Here is a 26,357-nt window from a genome sequence, read left to right on the forward strand (position 1 = left end):
CTTTCATTTTATCTACCTCCTATTTTGTTTGATTATTTTATCAAGGTAGATGCTCATTGTCTATATGAACCTATACATGCTCATTGTCTATATGAACCTATACAAGCTCTTTTAACTTTGATACTGTTGCCATTTTACTACCTCCTAAAAGAATTCTATTTTTATAAAATGCAATAAATGTGCCAAATAATTAAATATTTGATATATAGTAAATATTTAAAATTAGGTAATGTTGCATACCTGTTGCATTGTTGCATATATGTTGCATAACATGTTACATACGTTGATAAGATATAATAGATTTCTAAAAAAATTTTTGGGAGACGAAAATGAGAGATTTTCCGATTATAAGACCAATAGATAAGCAAATTTTTAAAATCTATTTTAACGACCCTTTTTTAAGTCCGGTTGTAGTAGAAAATGAGGACCAATTTAAAGAAATTATAAATAGAATGTTAGTTGGGAATAAAAAAGAAGAAGCGTTGGAACTTTCTCAACAGTGGATTAATCTTCAAAAAAAACACTTTAAAATAAATTACAAAGGAAAGTTTATAAACCTTGGAACAAAAACTGTTATCATGGGTGTTGTAAACGTTACTCCGGATTCATTTTCCAATGGTAGTGAAAATTATAAAGATATTAACTATATTTTGAATAAAGTATCCAAAATGCTTGAAGAAGGTGCAGATATAATTGATATCGGTGGAGAATCTACACGTCCAGGAGCAGAGCCGGTAAGTGTAGATGAAGAGTTAGAAAGAGTTATTCCGGTAATTAAAGCTTTAAGAAAAGAGTTAGGTGATAGATTTTTTATATCTGTAGATACTTATAAATCCGTTGTTGCAAGAGCATCGTTAGAAGAAGGAGCAGATATTATTAATGACATCAGTGGAATGAGTTTTGACCCGGATATGGTAAAAGTTGTTGCAAAGTACGACTGTCCTATTGTTATAAATCATATAAAAGGTACTCCAAAAAATATGCAACAAGGAGATATATATTATGATGATGTGGTACACGATATAATAAAATTTTTCAAAAATCAAATAAATTATGGATTAAAAAATGGTATAAGACCAGATAGATTTATAATAGACCCAGGAATAGGTTTTGGGAAGAGAGTGGAACATAATGTAGAAATAATCAAAAGGCTAAATGAATTTAAAATTTTAGGACTTCCTATTTTGATTGGAATATCAAGAAAATCTTTTTTAAACATAATTTTAAAAAATCTGTTAACAAAAAAAGATGTAGAGCCGAAAGATAGATTGTACGCATCTCTTGGAGCTACAGCTTATGCTGTTCTAAATGGAGCTCATATAGTGAGAGTACACGATGTAAAAGAAACAGCACAGTTTTTAACTATTTTAGATACTGTAAGAGGCTATAAAGTTGAATGATTTACAAAATTTTATAAACACTCTTATGGGGATAGAGTTTAAAGATGTTATAGATATTATACTTGTTTCTGTAATTTTATACTATTTACTGAAATTTTTAGCAGGGACAAGAGGATGGCAAATCCTAATAGGTTTACTTTTTTTACTGTCTGTATGGCTTTTTGCAAAAATTTTACATTTAAACACTTTAGAATGGATTTTTGAAAATCTTTGGAGTTTAGGTATATTTTTAGTGTTTGTCATATTTCAGCCAGAACTTAGAAGAGGATTAGCAAAGCTAGGAGAAAAAGGTATATTTAGATTTTTAACTGCAACAAATAAAAAGGTAGTAGACGATGTGATAAGAGCTTGTTTATTCATGGCTGAAAGAAAAATTGGAAGTTTGATAGTTTTTGAAAGAAACGTTGATTTAACAAATTACATAGAAGGTCAAGTTAAAATAGATAGTGAGGTTTCTTCAGAACTTCTTATTACAATTTTTACTCCTCAAACGCCCCTTCACGATGGAGCTGTTGTTATAAAAGAAGGGAAAATAGCTTTTGCAAGATGTTTTTTACCTTTAACTATATCTACAGACATTCCGGAAAATATTGGGACCAGACACAGAGCCGCTTTGGGAATTTCGGAAGAAACAGATGCCGTTGCTGTAGTTGTTTCAGAAGAGAGAGGAGAGATATCCATTTGTGTAGATGGTAAAATATACAAAAACCTTGATGCTCTTGGTTTGAGAAAGAGATTATACAAACTTTTAGGGATAGAAAAACCATCTACTTTTGAAATTTTAAGAAAAAGGTTAGGAAAAGGAAAAAATGAAGAAAAAAAATAGTTTGAAAAAATTAAAAATCTTTATTTTAGAAAATCTGCCTTTAAAAATACTATCTTTTATTGTTGCTTTTTTACTTTGGCTTAACGTTACAGCCCAAACTCAATCAAAGGTTCAGATTTACAGTTATGTTGATGTAATTGATATTCCAGGACAGTTGGATATAAAAAAGATAAAACCGGAAAAAGTTAAGATAACCTTAGAAGGTAAAATTATGGAAAAACCGGATACTATTAAAGTTAAAGCTTTTGTAAGAGGAGAAAAACTAAAAGAGGGAAAAAATCAGCTACCTGTAGAGGTTATATTGGATTCTTCTCGATATAAGATAATCTCTGTAGAGCCGGAAAATGTTATAATATATGCTTATAAAATTTCATCTCAAAACGAGGAGAGTAAATGATAGACCTTTATATAGAAGATTTAAATCAAAAGTTTAGCTATCTAGAAGGAATTACATTAAAAGAGATACTTCAAAACTTAAACGGTCAATTTAAAGATGTAATAGGAGCAAAATTTGAAGGAGAAATCATTGATGTTCATACTCCTATAAAAAAATCCGGAACATTAAAATTTTTAAAGAAAGACAATATAGAAAGCCTTGAAATTTTAAGACATTCCTTGGCTCACATTATGGCTCAGGCACTTAAAGAAATATACGGAGATGAAAACGTTCATCTTGGTATAGGACCAACAACAGAAAATGGTTTTTATTATGATGTAGAGATAGAAGGAGTTAGACTCACCGATGATGACCTTCCAAAAATAGAAGATAAAATGAAAGAAATAATAAAAAAAGGCTATCAGATAGAAAGAGAAGAACTTCCGAGAGAACAAGCGATAGAATTTTTCGAAAAGAAAAGAGAAATATACAAGATAGACATAATAAAACACAACATTCCGGAAAATGAACCAATATCAGTGTATAAACAAGGGGATTTTGTAGATTTATGTAGAGGTCCACACCTTCCTTCAACGGATAAAGCAGGTGCTTTCAAATTAATATCTGTATCGGGAGCTTACTGGAGAGGTAAAGAAACAAACCCTATGCTTCAAAGGATATACGGTGTAGCATTTTGGACGGAAAAAGAGTTAAAAGAATATCTCAACATGCTTGAAGAAGCAAAGAAAAGAGACCACAGAAAAATAGGAAAAGAGTTAGAACTATTTATGATAGACGAAGAAGTAGGTGGTGGACTTGCAATATGGCTTCCTAAAGGTGCGATAATAAGAAAAGAGATAGAAGATGCATGGAAAGAAGAACATCTAAAAAGGGGTTATCAACTTGTTTACACACCACATGTAGGTAAAGAACATCTATGGCAAACAAGTGGACATTTATCTTTTTACCAAGAAAACATGTACCCAAGAATGCAGATAGAAGAAGAAGGTTACTATGTAAAACCTATGAACTGCCCTTTCCATGTAGAGATATACAAATCAAAGCAAAGAAGTTATAAAGAACTTCCTATAAGACTTGCAGAACTTGGAACGGTTTACAGATACGAAAGAAGTGGAGCATTACACGGTCTTATGAGAGTAAGAGGTTTTACACAGGATGATGCCCATATAATATGTAGAGAAGACCAAGTTGAAGATGAGATAAAAAAAGTGCTTAATTTAGCCTTGGACACTTTAAAATCCTACGGTTTTGACGAATTCGAGATATACTTATCAACAAGACCTGAAAAATCTGTCGGTGATGACAGAATGTGGGAAGTTGCTACAGAATCTTTAAGGAAAGCTATAGAATCAACAGGTTTAGATTATAAAATAGATGAAGGTGGTGGAGCATTCTACGGTCCTAAGATAGATGTTAAAATAAAAGATGCGATAGGTAGAATGTGGCAGTGTTCCACAATTCAGTTTGACTTTAACCTTCCTGAAAGGTTTGATATGTACTATATAGGAGAAGATAACCAAAAGCACAGACCTTACATGGTTCATAGAGCTATATTTGGTTCAATAGAGAGATTTATAGGTGTTTTAATAGAGCATTATGCCGGATTTTTACCTGTTTGGTTATCTCCTGTTCAAGTCAAAATAATACCTATTGCTGATAAACATTTAGAATTTGCAAACAAAGTAAAAGAAGTTTTATCAGAAAATCAGGTAAGAGTGGAAGTAGATGATAGAAGTGAAAGAATGAACAAAAAAATAAGAGATGCAGAATTACAAAAAGTACCTTTTATGCTTGTAATAGGGGATAAGGAAGTTGAAAGTAACTGTGTTTCTGTAAGGAAAAAAGGAACAAATCAAACCCAAGTTATGAAAGTAGAAGAGTTTGTAAATAATATAAAAACCTTAATTAAAGAAAAAAGTAAGGAGATATAATGTTAGGACAAATATTAGGTATGTTCTCAAACGATATAGGAATAGATTTAGGAACAGCAAATACTTTAATTTTTGTCAAAGGAAAAGGAATTGTACTTACAGAACCTTCAATAGTTGCGGTAGATAAAACACAAAGGAAAGTTCTTGCCATAGGAAAAGAAGCTAAAGAGATGATAGGAAAAACTCCTGAACACATCCAAGTTATAAGACCATTGAAAGATGGTGTTATAGCAGATTTTGACACAACGCAAGCGATGCTCAGATACTTCATTCAAAAAGTTCATAACAACTTTCCATTGGTAAAACTTATAAATCCTCGTCCAAGAGTTATAATAGGTGTTCCTTCAGGAATAACCACCGTAGAAAAAAGGGCGGTGATAGATGCAGCAAGGCAAGCTGGAGCACGGGAAGTTTATTTGATAGCTGAGCCAATGGCAGCTGCAATAGGAGCAGGTCTTCCGATTGAACAGCCAGGGGGAAACATGATAGTTGACATAGGTGGTGGTACGTCGGAAATAGCTGTAATATCTCTATCCGGACTGGTTATATCCAATTCTATAAGAGTTGCCGGAGATGAAATGAATGAAGCAATAATCAACCATTTAAAAAGAAACTATCACATCCTTATTGGAGAACAAACAGCTGAAAACATCAAAATAAATTTAGGTTCAGCAATAGATTCAGATAGAGATAACAAAACGATGGAAATTCGCGGAAGAGATATGGCTGGAATGCCAAGAAGTATAACAATTACCGGAAAAGACATAAGAGAAGCGTTGGAAGATGTTATATTACAGATTGTTAACGCTGTTAAATCAACCTTAGAAAGAACACCTCCAGAGTTGGCAGCTGATATAGTGGAAAGAGGAATAGTTTTAGCAGGTGGTGGCTCTTTAATTTATGGATTAGATAAAAGATTAAGAAATGAAACAAATTTACCTGTTGTTTACTGTGAAGACCCGCTAACAGCTGTAGCAATAGGAATAGGTAAAGCTTTAAACAGTATAGAGCTTATAAAGAGAGTTTCAATTAAATGATAGGTAAAGGATTTGTTATTTAATGTAAAAAGAAAATTATTAAAAGTTACTTATTTTTTAATAGGAATATCGATTGTACTTTTTATTATATTTTCAAATTTCTTCAAAGGTCTGTCGGTAGATTTTATAGGTGTTCCAAATAAGGCTATAAGTTCAATTGTTGAAAGTTTTAATAATCTTTTTGTTTATTTGCAAGATAAAAAGTCTTTATTAGAAGAAAATAAAAGTTTAAAAAAGCAGATAGAGATTTTAAAATTAGAAAATCAAAAAAATTTTTATTTAGAAAAAGAAAACGAAGCTTTAAAAAAAATGTTAGATTTTAAAAATTACTATGGGTTTAGCCATGTGTTGGTAGGAAAAGTTATAGGTTTTTCTCCTGATAACTGGGTTGACGGTTTTTTTATAGACCTTGGAAAGAAAGAGAACATAAAAGAAGGAGATTTAGTCGTAGCTGGAGGGTACCTTATAGGTATAGTTAAAGTCGTAGGTCAAAACTTTTCTGAAGTAATGTCTGTAAATGACAAAAATTTCAAAATTACAGTTAGAACAAGAAAAACAGGAGAGATATGTTTTTATAATGGTTTAGATTACAAAAAAGGAGTATTAAAATACGTTCGTCCGGAACAGGATATAAGGTTTTCTGATGTGGTAGAGACTACTGTGATAAACTCTTCAAATCCGGAAGGAATACCCATTGGAATAGTTAGAAAAATATCTACAAAAGAAGGTGAATTTTTTAGAGAAATAGAGATAGAAACCTTTTACTATCCATACTCTTTAAATTATGTTTTGGTGATTCCAAGATGATTTATTATGGAAAGTATTTTTTAGTAGCTTATATCTTAATTTTAATACAATCAAGTATTTTTTTTAAAAAAACTTTTAATTTCTTCGTTATTCCAGATTTTGCATTAATATACATTTTTTGGTTAACTATAGAAAATAAACAAACGATAGCCAAATACGTTGGTCTTTTTGTAGGAATTTTTTTAGACTTGGTTAATCCGGATAAAACCTTTATAAATACTTTTACTTACTTTTTTTCAACTCTTTACATCATTAATTTGAAAAATAATTTTTTAAATTTTAACTTTATTTTAAAATTACTTACAGTTATATTACTTAGTTTGATAGTTTCCGTTCCAAAGACTACTTATTTATTTTTTACAACCGGATTTTTAGTAAATGAAGATTTTAAACTGATAAGTTTTTATGTTTTAGCAAACACTGTTATGATGTACTTTGTTTATTACTTTGATATTTTTGTTTTAAAGAGAAATGAAGTTTAGTCGCTTTCATTTTTTACTACTTTTATTATTAAGTGTTTATCTAATTTTGGTTGGAAGACTGTTTTATCTACAGGTAATAAAAGGAGAGTATTACAGAGAGATATCAGATAGAAATTACATTAAGATTTTTTATTCAAATCCCCCTCGTGGAAAGATATATGACAGAAATGGGGTTTTATTAGCTTATGACGTTCCTACCTTTGATTTAATCGGATTTCCATATATAATAAGGGAAAACTACTCTATTGAAGATTTAAAAACGGTTTTAAAACAGATGTTTGACTTGGATTTGGACGAAAAAAATCAAGAGATAATAAAAAGAAACCTACTACCTAAGATAACTTTAAAGAAAAATCTCTCTCAGAAAGATGTTGAAAATTTCTATAATTACAGCTATTTACTAAAAGGTTTCTATCTGGAGGTAGTTCCAAAAAGAGTTTACACACCGGAAGCAAACTATCTTCCACACATTATAGGATACGTTGGCTTTCCTGCAAAAGAAGAAGTAGAAAAAAATCCGGATATAACACTAAACACTTTGGTAGGAAAAGCTGGTGTTGAAAAAGTATACGATAATCTCTTAAGAGGAAAAGCCGGACAAAAGGCAGTATTGGTTGATGCTTTTGGAAGACAGAAAAAAGTTCTTTGGGAAAAAGACCCAGAAAAAGGTAACGATATTTATCTTAGCATTGATGTTAGATTACAAAAAATTGTTTATGATGCTTTTAAATCTTCAGGGCATAAATCCGGAGCGGTTGTTTTAGTTGACCCAAATACATATCAGATTTTGGCAGCCCTCAGTTATCCAACTTACGATTTACAAAAATTTTATGAAGGTTTTAAACCTGAAGAATGGAAAGCGTTGACTCAAGATAAATACACACCTTTGTTAGATAAAGTGTTTAATGGAAGATATCCACCTGGTTCCATATACAAACCTTTAGTAAGTATAGCAGCGTTGGAAGAAGGTGTTATAACTCCAGAAACAAGAATTTTAAGTGGACCAGAATTTAGAATAGGTGATTACAAGTACAGAAACTGGAACAAAGCCGGATGTGGATACATAAATGTAGCCCAAGCGTTGGAGATGTCTTGTGATACTTTTTACTACCAAGTGGGTTTAAAACTTGGTGTAGATGATATATACAAATACACCAAGCTTTTTGGAATTGGTGAAAAGTTAAATCCGGATATTGAGAAAAAAACAGCTATCGTACCAAATAGAGAATGGAAGAAAAAAGTTTTAAAACAGGGATGGTTTTACGGAGACACTGTAAATCTAAGTATAGGACAAGGTTATCTTTCCATTCCGCCCTTTGATGCAACAAAAATTGTAGTCCCAATTGCAAACGGCGGAAAAGTTTTAAAACCACAGATTTTAAAAGGATACTATGATAACAAAAAGCAGATGTTTATTCATTTGAATCCGGAAGTTGTTAGAACTATAAAGATAAAGAAATGGAACCTTGATACCGTAAAATACGGTATGTATTTGGTAGTTTACGGTCCACAAGGAACAGCTAAAGCTTTAAAAACGGTTCCAGTTAAAAATGCAGGTAAAACAGGAACAGCCCAAGTGTATACGTATCTAACAAGACAGAAGAAACACAGTAAATGGGAGTTAAGGGACCATGCATGGTTTATTGACTTTGCTCCATACGAAAATCCACAAGTTGCAGGAGTAGTCTTTGTGGAGCATGGAGAAAGTGGTGGAGGAACGGCTGCGCCACTGATGGCTTACATCTTAAAAAGAGCGTTTAAGGAAGGAGTTTTTGAAGTAAAATGAAAATGATAGTTTTGGAAAAACTAAAAAATTTAGATTTTATAGTGTTTGGAATAACACTTATTTTACTTATTTTTAGTGTAATAAACATATACAGCGCATCTTACCATGAGTTTTCTAACTTGTATTTAAAACAGATAGTTTTTGTATCATTTTCTTTATTAATTATATTGACTACCACTTTTTTGTTTGATTATAGATGGTTGTTATCTTTATCATTTTACTTATATATTATTGGGATAATCTTGCTTATCTTGGTAAAATTTGTAGGAACTACTATTCTCGGTGCCAAAAGATGGATAAATTTAGGATTTTTCCAACTTCAACCTTCTGAACTCATGAAAGGAATAATGATTATATTCTCAGCTAGTTATATTTCTTCTTCAAAACTTCCTATAGGATTAAAGGATTTTTTTAAACTTATGATTTTTTCTTTCATTCCTTTTTTACTGGTTTACTCTCAACCGGATCTTGGAAGTGGGATAATGATTGTTTTACCTGTGTTAGTTATAGTATTTTTAGCTGGATTTAAATTAAGGTATATTTTTATCTTTTTACTTATCTTATTGGTTTCTTCACCTTTTATTTGGATGCATCTTAAAGACTATCAAAAAAATAGGATTTTGGCAGTTCTAAATCCGGAAGCGGACCCAAAAGGCACAGCTTACCATGTTATTCAGTCTAAAATAGCGATAGGTTCAGGAATGTTAACAGGAAAAGGATATCTTCAAGGTTCACAATCTAAATATTTCTTTCTTCCGGAACAACACACAGACTTTATATTCGCATCAATTGGAGAAGAATGGGGATTTGTTGTATCATTTACTTTAGTATCTCTTTATCTTGTACTATCTTTAAGAATATTTTTGATAGGAAAAGGTACAAAAGATAACTTTGGTAAATTTATATGTTATGCAGTAGCTTCCTTACTTGCTTTTCAATCGTTTATAAACATCGCTATGAACTTAGCTATCGCTCCAGTTGTTGGTGTTCCTCTTCCATTTTTAAGTTATGGTGGAACAGCACTTTTAACATTCAGTTTTTTAATAGGTTTAGTTCTGAATATAGTTTATATTAATAAAAGTCAACTATTTCAACTTTACTCAGAAGAAACGGGAGAGTACTGATGGATTTAGAAAAGTTAATAGATTATCAGATACATTTATCTAAAAAACTTAATTTAAAAGACAAAATAAATGTAGAAAACATAAAAACTGTTGCCGGAATAGATACGACTTTTCTAAACCCTTACAAAGAGCCAACAACAGCCATAAGCTGTATAGTTGTTATGGATATAATAGATTTTTCCGTTAAAGAAGTGGTGTACGGTCAAAAAGAGGTTGATTTTCCCTACATTCCTACTTTCTTGGCATTTCGAGAAATCCCTTCGATAATGGATGCATACGAAAAACTAAAAATCAATCCAGATGTTTTTATATTAGATGGACAAGGAATACTTCATCCAAGAAAAATGGGAATAGCTTCCCATTTTGGAGTTATTACAGATACTATAAGTATAGGATGTGGAAAAAGTCCACTGTACGGTAAATACAATCCTCCAGAAAACAAACCCATGACATTTAGCCCTGTTTTTGCAGACGGAGAAGTAAGAGGTTATGCATTAAGAGTTAAAAAAAACACAAATCCCATTTTTATCTCTCCTGGAAACAACATCAGTATAGAGAGTTCTTTATATGTTATAATAAAAACATTAAAAGGTTATAAACTGCCTGAACCTGTTAGGTTAGCTCATAACTTTTTGAGTAATTACCGTAAAAAACTCTTAAAGGAGGTAAATGATGGCTGAAGAAAAAACAGCTATAATCAAACTGACAGAAGAAGGATTTACAGGTCAGATGGAGAATAAAGATTTTATACTAAATCTATCTAATACAACATTTAATGCAACAGATTTAATGCTTATATCCATTGGCTATTGTTTTGGAATTACGGTGGACGCTTACGCAAAACACAAAGGACTAAACATATCGAATTTAAAAATTAACGTTAAAGGTAAAAAACATGAATCAGAAAACAGATATGAAAAAATAGATATCGAAGTATCTTTCGATGGAGATTTAACACCTGAACAAAGAGAAAGGGTTATCGTAATAGGAAAAAGAGGTTGCACTGTAAGTAATTCTATGTTAAAAACTCCGGATATAAATGTAATTCTTATTTAAGAGGATAAAAATGGAAACATTTTTTTTAGGTGTGATTGCATTTTCTATGTTTTTTATAGCAATAATGGCATTAGTAAGAACAATCTTTTGGATACTACTTTTTTTAAAAATCAGAGATTTAATAGTTCAAATTCAGTCGGATTATAAACAGATTTATCCAAAAGTGTCTAAATTTATTGATAACTTAAGTGGAATATCTGGATTTTTAGGATTTTTTAGAATATTTAAGTTTATAAGAGGGAAAAAGTGAAAAAACTAATTAAATGGTTTGTATTTGGAATTACAGTTCTTAGTTTTGGATATTTACTTTATTCAAGAAGAAAGCAGTTAAAAGAGAGAGTAAGATTTATAGAGGAAAAAGTCAAACAATCTAATTTTACAAAAGATGTAAAGATGAGAATTGAGGATACTATAAACTCTATTAAGAAATTAATTGATAAAAACAACGCTATTGACAAAAATTTAGATGACGATATACTTAATATAGTAGAAGAAAAAATCAGAAAGCTTGAAGAATTAATAAAACAGGAGGAAAGAAGATGAACAAAAAAGCTGTAGTAGTGGCTCTTGGTTCTGCATTGGCGGCTGTAGGTGCTTACTTTGCTTACAAGAGAAAAGATGAAATTTTGGAAAAACTTTCTGAAATTCAAGAAAACTTAAAACAAGCAGAATTGACAGAAAAAGTAAAATCTGCTTTTGATGATGTAGTCGAAAAGTTAAACTCTCTGGTTAAAAGAAGTGAAAACCTATCGGAAGAAGAAAAGGCAAAAGAGATAGCAGAGTTAGAAGAAAAGGTTAAGAAGTTAGAAGAAGCTGTTAAAACAGAAGGTTGATAAAAAGGTTAAAGGGGATTTTTATCCCCATTTCTATTTCTCTATTTTTCTCGGTAAAAGACTATTTCTTAAAAAATTACAGTTATCATAGCTCTGCTTTAACTTATTATTTACTCTTATCTATATTCCCTTTGATAATATTTATCTTTTCTGTGTTTAGCTTGATAGCTTTCTTTAACATATCTTACGTTTACTATGTGTTTTACAATCTTTTTCCTTCCGTTGCAGAACAGTTTTTAAATGTTGTATTAAAATTCTACAGTAAGGAAACTTCCATCAACGTCTCTTTTTTGAGTGTGTTAGTTTCCCTGTACTTTGCAAAAGATTTGTTTATAGCTATACAAATGTCTTTTTCTTACGTATGGGAAATGGAATATCATGGGAAAAAGAAAAATTTGATTGTTGCCGTTGTTGCTTTACCTTTCTTATCTTTACTTTTTTTAATCTTATACATGGTAACTTTTGTATTTAAGTATATACAAGAAATTAAGGTTTTTTGGAAAAACTTGATTTGTTTTTTATAAAATGGATTTTGTATGTTGTGGACTTTATTGCGGAGAATATCCATATATTCTTTCATTTATTGAATTTGTCTGAAATTTTAATATTTTGGTTTTTTGTTTTTCTTCTGTACAAGTTTTTTACACCTGTAAGTGTAGATTTTAAAAGAGTATTTGTTAGTTCAATCATTTTTACTATTTTTTTAGTTTTTATAAAGGTTGTGTTTGAAACGATTTTAATTAAGTTTTTATCAAAGAGTCCTTTATTTTTGACACTTGGTTCTGTTTTTGTATTTTTAATATGGGTTAAAATGTCTTTTGATGTGATTTTAATAGGTCAAAGGTTTCTTTACTATTATACTAAATATCCGGAAGGTAAAAACCTCCCGGATAAAAATATTAATAAAGTCTAAAGTGTCTTTTTAAGAATTTTTGCCATGTTGTAGGTAGTTTGTCTATCTCTTCTTGAGCTATTTTTAATACTTTATCTTTTATTTTACTTATATCACAGGTAGCTCTTAGTTTCACATCACAAACTTGTGGTTCTGTAATAGGTTTTCCTATTTGACTTACAAGGTAGCAGTATGCTTCTTCCACTTCCTCTATTTCTGACACTATTCTTTCTGCCATATCCATAGCAGCGGTGTTGTATATTTTCCCAATATGACTTACAGGATTTTTACCGGCTGCTGCTTCTAAGCTCATAGGTCTGTATGGAGTTATAAGTCCGTTAACTCTGTTTCCTCTTCCTACTTGACCATCATCCCCGGCTTCAGCTGATGTTCCTGTGACAGTTATATAAACGGATTCATTCTCTATATCATCAGCTGTGTTTACAAAGATATCTACATGTTTTGTTGTTAACCTTTGAGCTATTGAGTAGGCGTAATTTGTAACAATATCCTTTTTCTCAACGTAATCTTTTATGTCGTTGATGTATTTATCAACAAAAGCCATAGCTATTGTGATTCTTATGTTATCTTTATTTCTAACACCCATTATCTTTATATCTTCTCCAACGTAAGGATGTTCTTTTTTAAAATCTTTATTGTTTAAAGCTCTTTCAAGTTCATAAACTATCGTTTCAACATCAGAAAATGGTGCAAATCCTACACCAAATGAAGTGTCGTTAGCTAAAGGTATTTCACCTTTTAATTGGAATCTTTCAAAGAGTTCAACAAGGTCTTTACTTCCTGGTTTTAATTTTGGATGAACTATTATATGATTTACTATATCCAGATTAGGTATATTTTCTTTAAGCCATTTATGTGCTGTTTCTACTGCCAACTCTTTCACCGGTAATTTTTTCCCATTTCTTTCATCTATAGCTCTTCCAGTTAAGTATATTTCTATAGGCTCTATTATTTTTCCACCTTTGAATTTTGGGTCTGCAACACCACCTATAAGAAGTGCTTTATCAACGTTATGGTGCATTATTGCACCAAATTCTTCTCTATAAAGGTTAGATAATGCAATAGAAAGTTCTTCTGCCAATGCATCACAGATTGTATCTGGATGACCTGTACCTTTTCTTTCAACAATTTCTACAGGTTGAGAGGATACTCTTTCAAAATCTAAAGTACCTACATTGATGTTTGCCAATTTTAACCTCCTAAGGAAAATTTTGAGTAAATTAGATTAACATAAATCACTAAAGGTTGCAAATTTTTTTTAAAAGGTGTAAAATATATTCTCTTAAATTTGATAGTAAAACGGAGGAATAGATGGCAAAAGCTACGTTATCACCAAAAAAGTTAAAACATAAAAGAAGAGTACAAAAGAACGTTAGAGTTGCTGAAAGAAGAAGACTTGAAAACAGATACCACATATCGAGAATGAAAACAGCTTTCAAAAAGTTCTATGAAACATTAAAGAAAGAAGGAAAAGAAGCAGCTGAAAAGCTTTTACCTCTTTGTCAAAAGTTAGCATACAGGGCAGCTGCAAAAGGTGCAATACATAAAAACGAAGCGGCTAGAAGGGTTTCAAGAGCTGCAAAAAGATTAAAACAAGTTGCATAAATAAAATTTTTTAGTAAAATATATATCAAAATTTGGCGGTATAGCTCAGTTGGTTAGAGCACGCGGCTCATATCCGCGGGGTCCGGGGTTCGAATCCCTGTACCGCCATTTAAAAAATGGTAGAAAAACTTTTCCTTAAAGCAGTCAAAGAGTACTCTTTAATTCAACCAAATGATAATATTTTAGTCGCGTTTTCTGGAGGCCCAGACTCTGTAGTTTTGACTTCTTTACTCCTTAAATTCAAAAAATCTTTAAAAATAAATAAAATTGCTTTAGCTCATTTAAATCATTCTCTCAGAGAAGAATCTGACAAAGATGAAGAGTTTTGTGTAAATTTTGCCAAGAAGTTAAATGTTGAAATTTTCACAAAAAAAACAGACGTTAAAAAAATTGCAAAAGAAAATAAAATATCTGTAGAAGAAGCCGGAAGACAGGAAAGATACAAGTTCTTTAATGAAGTTATGGAAAAGGAAAACTTTAATAAGTTGGCTACAGCCCATCATCTATCGGATTTAATAGAAACAATGGTTTTATGGTTTATTCAAGGAAATAAAAATGGGTTGAAAGGATTTAAACCTAAAGAAGGAAATTTAATTAGACCTTTGTATTTTATAAAAAAGGAGGAACTGTTAGATTACTGTAAAGCAAACAGTTTAGAATATGTAGTAGATAAGTCTAATTTTGACAAGCGTTATCTAAGAAACAAAGTAAGACTTGATTTAATACCCATTGCAAAATCTATTAACCATAGTCTTGAAGACTCTCTTTTAAGGTTATCTTATTTTCAAACTATTGATGATGAATTTTTAGATTTGTACTCTGAGGAAGTTTTTTCTAAGATAAGAAAAAAGGAGCACCTTGACTTAGAAGATTTAAACAGCTATCCGGATGCTGTGAAATACAGAGTAATAAAAAAATGGCTTTATGAAAATTATGAAGTACATCTTTCGTATGAAAATTTGTTAAAATTGCTTAAAATGTTGAAATCCGGTGGAACAAAAACGATGTTTTTAGAAAAAGATATTAAACTGATAAAAGAGTATAACAAACTTACTGTAAGCCGGATAAAAGAGGTAGAAAAATTCTCTAAAGAGTATAAATTAAAAATAGGTCAATCAATTTTTATTGATGAAGCAGGAATAACCTTGACAGCCTTTAAACCGGAAGAACTGGATTTGGAAAGAGTAAAAAAAAGTAGTTGTATTGAGTGTTTTAATGTAGATTCAGATGAGTTTACCGTTAGATTTAGGAAAGAAGGAGACAGGTTTGTACCTTTTGGAAGAAAAAACGAAAAAAAATTGAAAGATGTTTTTATTGATTTAAAGATACCCAAAAACATGAGAAAATCTATACCACTTTTAGTTTTTAATGATAAAATATTATGGATAGTAGGCTATAAAAGGTCAGCTTACTATCCCGTTGAAGAAGATTCTAAAAACATTGTATGTTTTAAAGTTAAGGAGGAGCAAAGTTGCAGTTGACAAGAAGTCTTTTTATATGGTTTTTAATTGGTGCAATGATGATACTTGCATTTAATATGTTTGGAACTAAACAACTGGCTGACTCTAAGGTTTCTTTTACAGATTTTATGGCTATGGTAAATGAAAACAAAATAGTAGAAGCTACAGTAAGGGGGGAAGAGCTTACAGCGATCACCCACGATGGGAAAAAAGTTGAAACGGTAATTCCGCCGGGATATTCTAAACTTTACGATATACTATCTGAAAATGGAGTTCAGGTAAAAGTTGTATCTACCGAAAGTAATAGCTGGTTGATGACTCTTCTTGTATCTTGGTTACCAATATTACTTTTTATAGGTTTGTGGATTTTTATGATGAGGCAGATGTCCGGTGGTCCTAACAGAGCATTTTCCTTTGCTAAAAGTAAAGGTAAACTTTATTTGGAAGAAAAGCCAAACGTTAAGTTAGACGATGTGGCAGGTATGGATGAGGTTAAAGAAGAAGTAAAAGAGCTGATAGAGTACTTAAAGGACCCTTCAAGGTATCAAAAGCTTGGAGGAAGAGCACCAAAAGGTATATTGTTATACGGGGACCCTGGAGTAGGTAAAACATTACTGGCAAAAGCGATAGCCGGAGAAGCAAACGTTCCATTTATATCCATATCCGGTTCAGACTTTGTTGAGATGTTTGTTGGAGTTGGAGCTGCAAGGGTAAGAGACCTTTTTGAAACTGCTAAAAAACACGCACCATGTCTTATATTCATAGATGAAATTGATGCTGTAGGTAGAGCAAGAACAGGAGTAGGTTTTGGTGGTGGTCATGACGAAAGGGAGCAAACTCTTAACCAGCTACTTGTTGAACTTGATGGTTTTGATACAAATGAAGGAATAATAGTTATTGCTGCAACAAACAGACCCGATATATTGGACCCAGCATTACTTAGACCAGGAAGGTTTGACAGACAGATATCTGTTCCAAAACCTGATGTTAAAGGAAGGTACGAAATACTTAAAGTTCACATAAATAAAAAGAACATACCACTGGATAGTGATGTAGATTTGATGGCTATAGCCAGAGGAACGCCTGGATTTTCAGGAGCTGACCTTGCAAACCTTGTTAATGAAGCTGCACTTTTAGCAGCAAGAAGAAAGAAAGATAAAGTTGGAATGCAAGAGCTTGAAGATGCGTTAGATAGAATAATGATGGGATTGGAAAGAAAAGGAATGGCAATAACACCAAAAGAGAAAGAAAAAATAGCATACCACGAAGTAGGACACGCGTTGGTTGGTGTAATGCTTGAAGAAGCAGACCCACTTCATAAAGTATCTATCATACCAAGAGGTATGGCTTTAGGTGTAACGGTTAATCTTCCGGAAGAAGATAGACATCTTTATTCTAAGAGAGATTTGATGGCAAGAATTTTACAGTTGTTTGGTGGAAGAGCGGCAGAAGAAGTGTTTTATGGAAAAGACGGTATAACAACCGGAGCAGAGAACGACCTTATGAGAGCAACAGAGTTAGCCTACAGAATTGTAGCTGCGTGGGGAATGAGTGATGAAATAGGACCAATCCATGTTCCTACAAACAGAAGTGGTAGCATATTTATGGGTAATCAAGGAATAGAGATAAGTGAAGAAACCGCAAGAAAAATAGATGAAGAAGTCAATAAAATATTGAGAGAGTCCTACCAAAAAGCAAAAAATATAATAGAATCTTATAAAGATGCTGTGATTGCCGTTGTAGAGTTACTTCTTGACAAAGAAACAATTACTTGTGAAGAGATGTTTGCAATATTAAAAGAGTATGGAGTGCCAGTGTTAAACAGATGCAGAAAATTTGAAAATGTGGTAACCATTACAGATTCAGCTTCTCCTGATGTGCCACCTGCTGAATTACCGTTACCAGCGTAAGAAAGGAAGATAATGGTAGATACTCACTGTCATCTTGATATGCTTTCTGAATCTGATTTAAAGGAAAGTGTAAGCACTTTAGATTTACTACTTACGATAGGTTGTGATAAGGAAGAGATAAAAAAAGCTGTAGAAATTGGCAGCAAGTACGAAAATGTACTTGTTGCTGTAGGATATCATCCTTACGATGTAGGAGATATTACGGATAATGATATAGAAGATTTAGAAAATTTAATAACATCAAATCCTAAAATAGTTGCTGTAGGAGAGTGTGGTTTAGATTTTTATAGAGATAAAACGCCAAAGGATAAACAGGAACATTTTTTTAGAAAACAGATAGAACTTGCAAAAAAGTTAAAAAAACCTCTAATAGTTCATTCAAGAAGTGCAGACAGAGAAACAGAAAGAATCCTTTCTGAATATGCACCTTTTGAAAATGGTGGAATAATGCACTGTTTCGGTGGTGATGAAAGACTTATGAGATTTTCATTAGAATCCGGATTTTATATATCCTTTGCAGGTAATATAACCTATCCTAAAGCGGATAATTTAAGAGAAATCCTAAAAAAAGTTCCTCTTGATAGACTTCTTTTAGAAACAGACAGTCCATTTTTATCTCCTCAAAAGGTAAGAGGAACTCAAAATAAACCAACAAACATTTATTACACTTTAGAATTTGTAGCAGATTTTTTAGGTATTGATAAAAACAAGTTAGAAAAGATAACAGATGAGAATTTCAAAAGATTGATAGGAAATCAACTTATTTCTTAAAGGCAAGTTCTAAGGCTTTTTTAATATCTTCAAAAAAAGTAGGCTCTTCTTTTAGGTTTCTTAAAACGTAAGCCGGATGATAGGTTACATAAACCTTCTTTCCATCATACTCTAATACATTACCTCTTTCTTTTGTTATTTTTGTCTCTTTTTTGAATATTCCTCTGTAAGCAGTTGCACCTAAAAGACATAAAACAGATGGATTTATTATTTCTATCTGCCTTTTTAAATACGGAAAACATGCTTCCTGTTCTTCTATGGTTGGTGTTCTGTTGTTTGGTGGTCTACATTTATTTATGTTTGCAATGTAAACATCGTTCCTTTTGTATCCGGCAGATTCTATAGCTTTTGTTAGTAGTTGTCCAGCTCTACCAACAAAAGGTCTTCCTTGTTTATCTTCTTCTTCTCCTGGTGCTTCTCCAATAAACATTATAGGAGAGTTAGGATTACCTTCACCTAAGACTGCCTGAGTTCTGTTTTTATGTAAATCACATTTAGTACAAACTTGAATTTCTTTGTTTATTTCTTCCAAAAGTTTTACTTTTTGATTTAAGGTGTTGTTATCAATGATTATTTCATCAAAACCTAACTCTTTCATAACTGTGAGAAAATCTTTTAAATTCAAAAATTTCTCCTTAGTACGATGTTGGTAAGTTAATCAGTTCTTTTACCTCTTCAGCTTTGTGTAATTGAAGTAAAGAATCTTCTTTTAATGGACTTTCTTTTATTAAAGAAGAATTTTCTTTTTTGTTGTACCACTTTTCTTCCGGTTCATAGTGTATTATATCAGATGGGGCAATAAACTTATTTGACTTTAGTATTTCTATAAACTGATTATTTTCCATATAACCTAAAACACAAAACACTTCTTTAAAAGGTGCATGATAGTAAAGGTAAATTTCACCATCACAATTTGATACAGAAACTTCCATAACTTCTTTTTTTTCCACAAACAATTTAATTTTTAAATTTTTATCTTTTAGTTGTGTTTTTAGTTCCTCTTTTAAAAACCAATAGATATAAAATTTTGATGGATTTACAGCAAGTAGTACAATTTTGTTAACATCAAATCTATCTGGAATTGTGTACTCATCTCTTTTGTCTTCTTTTAATATTTCATCTTTGGTGTGAATGATATGACTTGAAAAGTTATCTTCCTGAAGACTTAGTTTTATCAGTTCACTCATAACTTAACCTCTCTACTGTACTTTATGTTTTCATAAAGTTTTATATACTTAGCTGTTGTGTTTTCTATTGAAAAATCTATATTCATCACTTTTTTTTGAAGTTCTAAAAACTTAGTTTTGTTGTTGTAAAGGTTTATGGCTCTGTTTATTGCATTTAAAAATTCATACTTTTCAGCTTTTTCAAACAACACACCGTATCCGTCACTTTCTGAAATATCTTTCACCGTATCATTTAGTCCACCGGTCTTTCTTGCCACAACTAAACTGCCGTATCTCATGGCTATCATCTGATTTAGTCCACATGGTTCAAACAAAGATGGCATAAGGAGAAAGTCTGAAGCTGCGTACATTTTTCTACTAAGTGGTTCATCATAGCCGACTTTTATAAATATATTCTCGTATCGGTCTTTTATACTTTCAAAAAAGTCGTTGTAATGTTTATCACCACTTCCAAGTAAAGCAAAATTTACCGGTAATTTAGAAATTTCTTCTATTGAATCTTTTATTAAGTCTATTCCTTTTTGGTATGCAAGTCTTCCTATGAATATGAAAAGAGGTTTTTCTGGATTTTCTAATCCAATTTCTTTTAAAAAAAGTTCTTTGTTGATAACTTTATTTTCTATTGTATAGCTACAGTAATTTTTGTAAATATTTTTGTCTGTTTCCGGATTCCAAACGTCATAATCTATTCCATTTATGATTCCGTACAACTTATCTTCATACTTCATTAGTATTCCATCTAATCCATAACCATACTCAGGTGTTAGTATTTCTTTAGCGTATGTTGGGCTAACAGTTGTAACAGCTGTGCTGAATACTATTCCTCCTTTTAAGAAGTTTACTTTATCGTAGTATTCAATAGCTTCCATATGGAATATGTCCCATCCTAAGTTTAATCTTTCAATAGCAAATTTATCAAAAATTCCCTGGTATGCCAAATTGTGAATTGTTAAAACAGTTTTTACATCGTGCCAACCGTATTTATAGTAAGTTAAAACAGGAATTAACGATGCTTGCCAATCGTTTACATGTATTATATCCGGATTTAGATTCTCTTTTTTTACAAATTCCATAACAGCGTAAGAAAAAGCTCCAAATCTGATATCGTTATCCGGATAATCTCCTTCCGGAGGTCCATAAAGGTAGTCTCTACCGAAAAGTTCATCATTTTTTAGAAAGAAGAATGTAGCTCCATCTATTTTTTTGTACACTTCGAAAGTGTAATTTTTACCGTTTAAGTAAATGTCTACATTTATATTTATTGGTTTAATATCAAATTTTTCTGTATCAACAGTTTTATATAAAGGCATAAAAGCGAATGTTCTTATACCAAATTTTGACAGTTTGACAGGTAGTGCTCCTGCTATATCTGCAAGTCCTCCAGTTTTTGCAAATGGGTACATCTCACTGGCTACAAAAACGACTTTCATTTCATACCACCTCTCTTAAAAACCTTGCTGCTTCCTCCGGAAGTGTTGGGTTTATATAATAATCAGTTCCTAATTCAAATCCGGCAAGTGTTGTTATTCTTGGAAGAATCTCTATATGCCAGTGAAAGTGTTTTTCTATATTTTCGTAGATACTTTTATCTATTGCATCTTCTCTGTAAGGAGGTGATGTATGAATTACGAGGTTAAAAGGTGGATTAATTAATGTTTTATGTAGTTTCCTAACTGTAAACTTTAAAACATCCGCTAAACTTTTTAATTTTTCATCGGAGGTTGAAGAAAAATCGGAAGAGTGGTATTTAGGAGTTATTTTAACTTCAAAAGGGTATAAGCTTGCGTAAGGACAGTAAGATACAAAACTTTCGTTTTCATAAATAACTCTTTCTGCTAATTTGATTTCCGTTTTTATCTCATCACACAGGTAGCATCTTCCTTTTTCTTGAAAGTATTTTTTGGACTGTTTTATCATCGTTAGTTGTTGTTTTGGTATCATTGGTAGTGCAATCAGTTGACTGTGAGAGTGAACCAAGCTTTTACCTGCTTCTCTTCCATGATTTTTAAAAATGTGAACGTACTTTATTCTTAAATCTTTATATAACGATTTTATTCTTTCTCTAAATGCTATAAAAATATTTACAATTTCATGTTCGTCAAAATCTTGAATATGTTTAAAGTGGTCAGGTGTTTCTATAATTACTTCATGGGCTCCAAAACCACCTATTTTATCAAATATGTAATATCCTTCGTTTATCGGTTGATTTTCTATTCTTAAAGCTGGATATTTGTTTGGTATGACTCTAACAAGCCAACCTTGAGTGTTAGGAGGAGAGTTATCTGGTCTTATAGCGAAAATTTCTGGTGGTGTTTTATCTTCATTTCCGTATTCAAATGGACATTTTGATAAATCGGCTTTTTCTTCTTCGTATATGGACAGAGTAAAATCGTTTGGTCTTTTTGACCTTTCTGTTGCAATGATTGACCAAGTATTTTTTAGGAAGTTGTATCTAAATTCAGCCATATTATCTTCCTATTATCCCTTCTATAGGTGAAGATGCAGATGCATACATCTTTTTAGGTATTCTTCCAGCCAAGTATGCAAGTCTTCCAGCTATTACAGCGTGTTTCATTGCAACAGCCATTTTTATTGGGTCTTTTGCTCCTGCTATGGCTGTGTTCATGAGTACTCCATCTACTCCAAGTTCCATAACTATGGCAGCATCGGAAGCTGTTCCTATTCCTGCATCGACTATAACAGGTATTTTAACAGCTTCTTTTATAAAGAGAATGTTGTAAGGGTTTTGAAGTCCAAGACCTGAGCCAATAGGAGCTGCCAAAGGCATAACCGCAGCACAGCCTATATCTTCAAATCTTTTTGCCATTATAGGGTCATCTGTAATGTAAGGTAAAACAGTGAATCCTTCTTTAACAAGTATTTCTGCTGCTTTTAGTGTTTCTATCATATCCGGATATAAAGTTTTTTGGTCTCCTATAACTTCAAGTTTTACAAATCCATGTCCTAAGGCTTCTCTTGCAAGTCTTGCTGTTAAAACAGCTTCCTCGGCTGTATAACATCCGGCTGTATTTGGAAGTATCATTATCTTTTTTGTGTCTATGTAATCCAAGAGATTTTCTTTTGTAGGGTCTGTTATGTTTACTCTTCTGACAGCTACGGTTATCATTTCAGCACCGGATGCTTCCGTAGCTTCTTTTGTTTCTTTGAAATCTTTGTACTTTCCAGAACCTACTATAAGTCTTGATTTGAATTCCTTTCCACCTATCACAAGTTTGTCTTCTTCTAAAAATTTTTCTAAATCAAACATTAAATACCTCCTAACCAATTTTGATTAATTAATATAGATGTATTCCTTAAATTTTACAACATGAGGTTTTAAGTTAGTTTCTTCTTCTACTTTTTCTTTAAAAACTTTCATAACTTCCGGTTCCCCATGTATCAAAAAAACAGACTGTAGATTTTTTACCGACTTTATAAATTTCAGCAGTATACTTTGGTCTGCATGGGCTGAAAAGCCATTTATAGTATAAATTCTTGCTTTTACAGCTATCTCTTCTCCATATATTTTTACAACTTTTGCACCATCTATTATCTGTCTTCCTAAGGTTCCCTTTGCTTGATATCCAACAAATATTATTGATGAATTTTCTCTCCATAGGTTATGTTTTAGATGATGTTTTATCCTTCCTCCGTTACACATACCACTTCCGGCTAATATAATTGCTCCGGATTCAATATCGTTTATTTTCTTAGAAGCTTCTACAGACTCCGTAAAGTAAACCCAAGGAAAGACAAAAGGATTTTTACCTTTTTTGATATAGTCTAAAACCTCGCCATTTAACTGATTTGGAAACTGTAAAAACAGTTTCGTTGCAGATATAGCTAAAGGACTATCTAAAAATATTTTACAAGGAGGAAGTTCTCCGTTGTCATACATTTTTCTTAGGATAAATAGTATTTCCTGGGCTCTTTCTAATGCAAAAGTTGGAATAACTATATTACCACCATCTTTAAAACTTTCTTTTATGGCATTTTTAAATTCTAAAATTGTGTCTTTAAGTGGTCTATGATTTCTATTGCCGTAGGTGGATTCTATAAAAAGAACCTCTGCTGTTTTAGGGTACTCTATAGGTTTTATTACAAGTTTATCATCTGTTCCTAAATCTCCAGAAAAAATTACCTTTTTTCTAACTCCATTCTCTTTTGCTGTTAACTCAACATATGCACTTCCAAGTATATGACCTGCATTTTTAAATTTAATTTCAACATTTTTAGATAATTTGTAATTTTCATCGTATTCTAAAAATATTTTGAAAAATTCCATTGCGTAAAATACGTCATCTTCATCGTAAAGAGGAGGTTTTGCTTCCTCTGGTTTTCCTTTTCTTAATGCCTTCTTGTAGTTAACTTTATACTCTTCTAACATAACTTTTGCAGCATCTAAGAGCATTATTCTCGCTACCGCATAAGTTGCTCTAGTCGATACTATCTTTCCTTTAAAACCTTGTTTTACTAGCAATGGTATTCTTCCACAGTGGTCTATATGAGCGTGAGTGAGTATCACATAATCAATGTCCTTTGGATTAAAACCGAAAGGTTCGTAATTTTTATCTTCATCTAGTCCTTGAAACATTCCACAATCTATTAGTATGTTCATATGGTCAACTTTTACCAAATGACAAGAACCTGTTACTCCTTCAATACCACCAAAAGATTGAATTACCATAGCAAACTCCTTAATGATGATGACCTATTCCAAAGGCTCTTAAAATTGTCCATATGCCAAATAGTATAACAATAATTCCGGAAAGTTTTGATAAATTTTTTCTTGTAAGAGGAGATATTAAAGTTAAAAGTTTTGAAGAAAAAAGCATAGCTGGAATTGTTCCAAGTCCGAAAAAAAACATTGTTAACATACCTTTTAATGGGTCTTTGTCTAAAACTGCTTTCATTAAAAATGCATAAACTAACGGGCAAGGTAAAAATCCATTGAACATACCTAAAAAAAATGGAGATTTTCTAAATGCGTTTAGCATGTCTGATATGGTAAAAAATATTACATCCAAAAAAGGAACACCTTTTTCTTTTATACTACCCAACACCTGAAATCCCAATAAAATCATACCAATTCCAAGAAAGATAGATAAAATTTTTTGAAATGTTTGAAACTCAAGCTTATGAAAGTACATTCCTAGTAATCCGGCTAAAAATCCTAAAAAGATATAAGTAAAAACCCTTCCAAGGTTGTAAAGAATATTCCCTATCCAAAAATTTTTATAAATTATCAAAGAAGGGATAGCACCACACATCCCTATACAGTGATAAGAACCTAAAAAACCGCCTAAAAAAATCATAAAGTATTCAAGTAATAAACTCATTTATTGGTAAATTTCTACTTTAATTAAATTATTTTCTTTATCTATTTTTGTATGTGTATAATAGCCTCCCTCTAAGGATAGATATAAGCTCAATGTTCCTTCTTTTTCCTGGACTAATTTTAAATTTCCTATAATTTTATTCTTCACAGATATATCTCTATTTACTGGAAGAAACTCTAAGTCTTTATTAGGATTTTCTAACATTATAAGATATTGGTTTTTAGACTTTTGGATAACTTCTGAAACCTTACCAAATGAGGATGGAACTATTAGATTTAAAATTTTTATAGGTTCTTTGCTTTCATTTTGAATCTTTTGAGATTTTTGAGTATTTTCTTCTAAAGCTTTGTTTATATCTTTTTCTAATTTTTCTGTTTTCTTTTCCTGAGTTGTTTTAGATGATAAAACTTTTTCTTCTATCATAGGTATTATTTTTATCTCTTCAGTTTTAGTATAAACTAGTTTTACTTTTGCTTCTCCATTTACAAAGTCGGAAGGTTGAATTGTATCCGGATACAAGATACCCTTTCCGTTATGGGTCAATTTAATAGGTTTACCTATTTTATCATAAACTTTTATAAGAAGACCGTCTGTATCGTAGACTGCTAAGTTTATTTCAAACTCTTGTCCAGCTTTTATCTTTTCTGGATAGGATATTTTCACCTCTCCTATTTCTTGTTTTTTGTATTTTAATTTAGTTTCACCTAAAACTTTACCTTCGCTTTTTACTTTTACTATTATGTCGTGAAGTTCAAGAGGTGTAAACTCTATTTCCTTTGATGCATTTTTAAAATCTTTTATATCAATAGTTGTTTTAAAAGTTCCATTAGTTTCTATTTCTAGTACCTGTTCTAAACCTGATGTATCCAAAACTAAATTAGAATATCTGTCCTTTGCTAATATTTTTATCCTTTTAGTGTAGCCGGGGATAAACTCCGGAGAAGTTATTATATCAACTATTTCTGCTTTACCGTTCTTTACGGAAATTTTAAAACTTTTCAAAAGACCATTTGTATAAGCATCTTTTATAAGGTAATTTTTACCATTATAAGATATTTGAAAAACATAATCACCTATTTTTGTTGTAGAAAACTTAAACGTTCCTACTCCATTTGTCAAAGGTACTTTTTCTGTTTTGTCATTGTATTTTATTTCGACTGTAGAATTAAAATTACTTATATCGTTATCAAAAGCATCTTTTGCAACAATTTTTATCGTTTGACTATCCCCGGCTTTTATTATTTGATTGTAGTTGACATAAAAGTAAGCTAAATCACCGGCTTCTACTTGAATTTGAGCAAAAGATTTTGATATTAATACTAATAGTATTAAAGTTAATAATAACTTAAATTTCTTGACCATTATTTATTTCTCCCTATAAAGTTAAAAGAGTTTAATATAATAATATTATAACCTTAACTCTAATTTCCACTTTAAATAATTTTAAAACAAACCAAGACAAGTAGCAAAACTTAAAGCTAAAATGAAGAAGT

28 protein-coding genes and 1 tRNA gene are annotated in these 26,357 nt (G+C 31.4%); 20 read left to right on the plus strand and 9 right to left on the minus strand.

Annotation, left to right across the window (positions count from 1 at the left end; genetic code table 11):
* The first annotated feature begins 329 nt into the window (after positions 1–329).
* The 15 genes from folP to NE054_RS01705 are packed head-to-tail and all read left to right on the plus strand — an operon-like array spanning position 330 to position 12,203.
* Entirely contained in the window at positions 330–1,400 is a 1,071-nt protein-coding gene (gene folP, locus NE054_RS01635; RefSeq protein WP_297887595.1) for a dihydropteroate synthase, read from the plus strand.
* Positions 1,393–2,226 (plus strand): diadenylate cyclase CdaA, encoded by an 834-nt coding sequence (gene cdaA / locus NE054_RS01640; RefSeq protein WP_297887597.1) that lies wholly within the window; start codon positions 1,393–1,395, stop codon positions 2,224–2,226. The genes folP and cdaA overlap by 8 nt, the downstream gene beginning before the upstream one ends.
* A 1-nt stretch (position 2,227) precedes the next feature.
* The gene (locus NE054_RS01645; protein WP_297887600.1) at positions 2,228–2,623 is read left to right on the plus strand and encodes a hypothetical protein; all 396 of its coding nucleotides are present in this window, start codon (positions 2,228–2,230) and stop codon (positions 2,621–2,623) included.
* Positions 2,620–4,554 (plus strand): threonine--tRNA ligase, encoded by a 1,935-nt coding sequence (gene thrS, locus NE054_RS01650; RefSeq protein ID WP_297887603.1) that lies wholly within the window; start codon positions 2,620–2,622, stop codon positions 4,552–4,554. The genes NE054_RS01645 and thrS overlap by 4 nt, the downstream gene beginning before the upstream one ends.
* Entirely contained in the window at positions 4,554–5,591 is a 1,038-nt protein-coding gene (locus tag NE054_RS01655) for a rod shape-determining protein (protein WP_297887606.1), read from the plus strand. Before thrS ends, NE054_RS01655 begins: the two co-directional genes overlap by 1 nt.
* A gap of 12 nt (positions 5,592–5,603) precedes the next feature.
* Positions 5,604–6,398, plus strand: a complete 795-nt coding sequence (gene mreC, locus NE054_RS01660; protein ID WP_297887609.1) for a rod shape-determining protein MreC — start codon at positions 5,604–5,606, stop codon at positions 6,396–6,398.
* On the plus strand, positions 6,395–6,880 hold the full coding sequence (locus NE054_RS01665; RefSeq protein ID WP_297887612.1) for a hypothetical protein: 486 nt from the start codon (positions 6,395–6,397) through the stop codon (positions 6,878–6,880). Before mreC ends, NE054_RS01665 begins: the two co-directional genes overlap by 4 nt.
* Entirely contained in the window at positions 6,870–8,666 is a 1,797-nt protein-coding gene (gene mrdA, locus NE054_RS01670; protein ID WP_297887615.1) for a penicillin-binding protein 2, read from the plus strand. Before NE054_RS01665 ends, mrdA begins: the two co-directional genes overlap by 11 nt.
* Entirely contained in the window at positions 8,663–9,790 is a 1,128-nt protein-coding gene (rodA, locus tag NE054_RS01675) for a rod shape-determining protein RodA (RefSeq protein WP_297887618.1), read from the plus strand. Before mrdA ends, rodA begins: the two co-directional genes overlap by 4 nt.
* Entirely contained in the window at positions 9,790–10,470 is a 681-nt protein-coding gene (locus tag NE054_RS01680; RefSeq protein ID WP_297887620.1) for an endonuclease V, read from the plus strand. Before rodA ends, NE054_RS01680 begins: the two co-directional genes overlap by 1 nt.
* Positions 10,463–10,846, plus strand: a complete 384-nt coding sequence (locus NE054_RS01685) for an OsmC family protein (RefSeq protein WP_297887622.1) — start codon at positions 10,463–10,465, stop codon at positions 10,844–10,846. Before NE054_RS01680 ends, NE054_RS01685 begins: the two co-directional genes overlap by 8 nt.
* 10 nt (positions 10,847–10,856) lie before the next feature.
* A complete protein-coding gene (locus NE054_RS01690) occupies positions 10,857–11,096 on the plus strand; it encodes a hypothetical protein (RefSeq protein ID WP_297887625.1) in 240 nt (79 codons plus the stop codon).
* Positions 11,093–11,389 carry a hypothetical protein gene (locus NE054_RS01695; protein WP_297887628.1) on the plus strand — a complete coding sequence of 99 codons (297 nt, stop codon included), beginning with the start codon at positions 11,093–11,095 and terminating at the stop codon, positions 11,387–11,389. The genes NE054_RS01690 and NE054_RS01695 overlap by 4 nt, the downstream gene beginning before the upstream one ends.
* Positions 11,386–11,679 (plus strand): YtxH domain-containing protein, encoded by a 294-nt coding sequence (locus NE054_RS01700; protein ID WP_297887631.1) that lies wholly within the window; start codon positions 11,386–11,388, stop codon positions 11,677–11,679. The genes NE054_RS01695 and NE054_RS01700 overlap by 4 nt, the downstream gene beginning before the upstream one ends.
* A complete protein-coding gene (locus NE054_RS01705; protein WP_297887634.1) occupies positions 11,676–12,203 on the plus strand; it encodes a YhjD/YihY/BrkB family envelope integrity protein in 528 nt (175 codons plus the stop codon). The genes NE054_RS01700 and NE054_RS01705 overlap by 4 nt, the downstream gene beginning before the upstream one ends.
* A gap of 375 nt (positions 12,204–12,578) precedes the next feature.
* On the opposite strand, the gene NE054_RS01710 is transcribed toward NE054_RS01705, so the two are convergent.
* Positions 12,579–13,781, minus strand: a complete 1,203-nt coding sequence (locus tag NE054_RS01710) for a methionine adenosyltransferase (protein WP_297887637.1) — start codon at positions 13,779–13,781, stop codon at positions 12,579–12,581.
* A gap of 122 nt (positions 13,782–13,903) precedes the next feature.
* Here NE054_RS01710 and rpsT point away from each other — a divergent pair, with 122 nt between their 5' ends.
* From rpsT to NE054_RS01735, 5 genes are all read left to right on the plus strand, one after another.
* Positions 13,904–14,197, plus strand: a complete 294-nt coding sequence (gene rpsT / locus NE054_RS01715) for a 30S ribosomal protein S20 (protein ID WP_297887640.1) — start codon at positions 13,904–13,906, stop codon at positions 14,195–14,197.
* A gap of 34 nt (positions 14,198–14,231) precedes the next feature.
* A tRNA-Met gene (locus NE054_RS01720) sits at positions 14,232–14,305 on the plus strand.
* Between the two features lie 8 nt (positions 14,306–14,313).
* On the plus strand, positions 14,314–15,678 hold the full coding sequence (gene tilS / locus NE054_RS01725; protein ID WP_297887643.1) for a tRNA lysidine(34) synthetase TilS: 1,365 nt from the start codon (positions 14,314–14,316) through the stop codon (positions 15,676–15,678).
* The gene (gene ftsH / locus NE054_RS01730) at positions 15,669–17,567 is read left to right on the plus strand and encodes an ATP-dependent zinc metalloprotease FtsH (RefSeq protein ID WP_297887647.1); all 1,899 of its coding nucleotides are present in this window, start codon (positions 15,669–15,671) and stop codon (positions 17,565–17,567) included. Before tilS ends, ftsH begins: the two co-directional genes overlap by 10 nt.
* Positions 17,568–17,579: 12 nt before the next feature.
* Positions 17,580–18,338: a TatD family hydrolase gene (locus NE054_RS01735; RefSeq protein ID WP_297887649.1), complete on the plus strand. Its 759-nt coding sequence runs from the start codon at positions 17,580–17,582 to the stop codon at positions 18,336–18,338.
* Here the strand turns inward: NE054_RS01735 and NE054_RS01740 are convergent.
* From NE054_RS01740 to NE054_RS01775, 8 genes are read right to left on the minus strand one after another with little or no spacing between them, the layout of a single operon-like run.
* Complete coding sequence (locus tag NE054_RS01740) at positions 18,328–18,963, minus strand: uracil-DNA glycosylase (protein WP_297887651.1); 636 nt, start codon at positions 18,961–18,963, stop codon at positions 18,328–18,330. The genes NE054_RS01735 and NE054_RS01740 overlap by 11 nt on opposite strands.
* A gap of 10 nt (positions 18,964–18,973) precedes the next feature.
* The gene (locus NE054_RS01745; RefSeq protein ID WP_297887653.1) at positions 18,974–19,525 is read right to left on the minus strand and encodes a DUF4912 domain-containing protein; all 552 of its coding nucleotides are present in this window, start codon (positions 19,523–19,525) and stop codon (positions 18,974–18,976) included.
* Positions 19,522–20,955, minus strand: a complete 1,434-nt coding sequence (locus NE054_RS01750) for a glycogen/starch synthase (protein ID WP_297887655.1) — start codon at positions 20,953–20,955, stop codon at positions 19,522–19,524. The genes NE054_RS01745 and NE054_RS01750 overlap by 4 nt, the downstream gene beginning before the upstream one ends.
* A 1-nt stretch (position 20,956) precedes the next feature.
* A complete protein-coding gene (galT, locus tag NE054_RS01755) occupies positions 20,957–21,991 on the minus strand; it encodes a galactose-1-phosphate uridylyltransferase (RefSeq protein WP_297887657.1) in 1,035 nt (344 codons plus the stop codon).
* 1 nt (position 21,992) lies between these two features.
* Positions 21,993–22,793 carry a thiazole synthase gene (locus NE054_RS01760; protein WP_297887660.1) on the minus strand — a complete coding sequence of 267 codons (801 nt, stop codon included), beginning with the start codon at positions 22,791–22,793 and terminating at the stop codon, positions 21,993–21,995.
* A gap of 24 nt (positions 22,794–22,817) precedes the next feature.
* Positions 22,818–24,212: an MBL fold metallo-hydrolase gene (locus tag NE054_RS01765; protein WP_297887662.1), complete on the minus strand. Its 1,395-nt coding sequence runs from the start codon at positions 24,210–24,212 to the stop codon at positions 22,818–22,820.
* A gap of 10 nt (positions 24,213–24,222) precedes the next feature.
* Positions 24,223–24,864, minus strand: a complete 642-nt coding sequence (locus tag NE054_RS01770) for a sulfite exporter TauE/SafE family protein (RefSeq protein ID WP_297887665.1) — start codon at positions 24,862–24,864, stop codon at positions 24,223–24,225.
* Positions 24,865–26,226 (minus strand): hypothetical protein, encoded by a 1,362-nt coding sequence (locus tag NE054_RS01775; protein ID WP_297887668.1) that lies wholly within the window; start codon positions 26,224–26,226, stop codon positions 24,865–24,867.
* Positions 26,227–26,357 lie beyond the last annotated feature (131 nt).

This window comes from Sulfurihydrogenibium sp., from assembly GCF_027448985.1.
GTDB lineage: Bacteria > Aquificota > Aquificia > Aquificales > Hydrogenothermaceae > Sulfurihydrogenibium.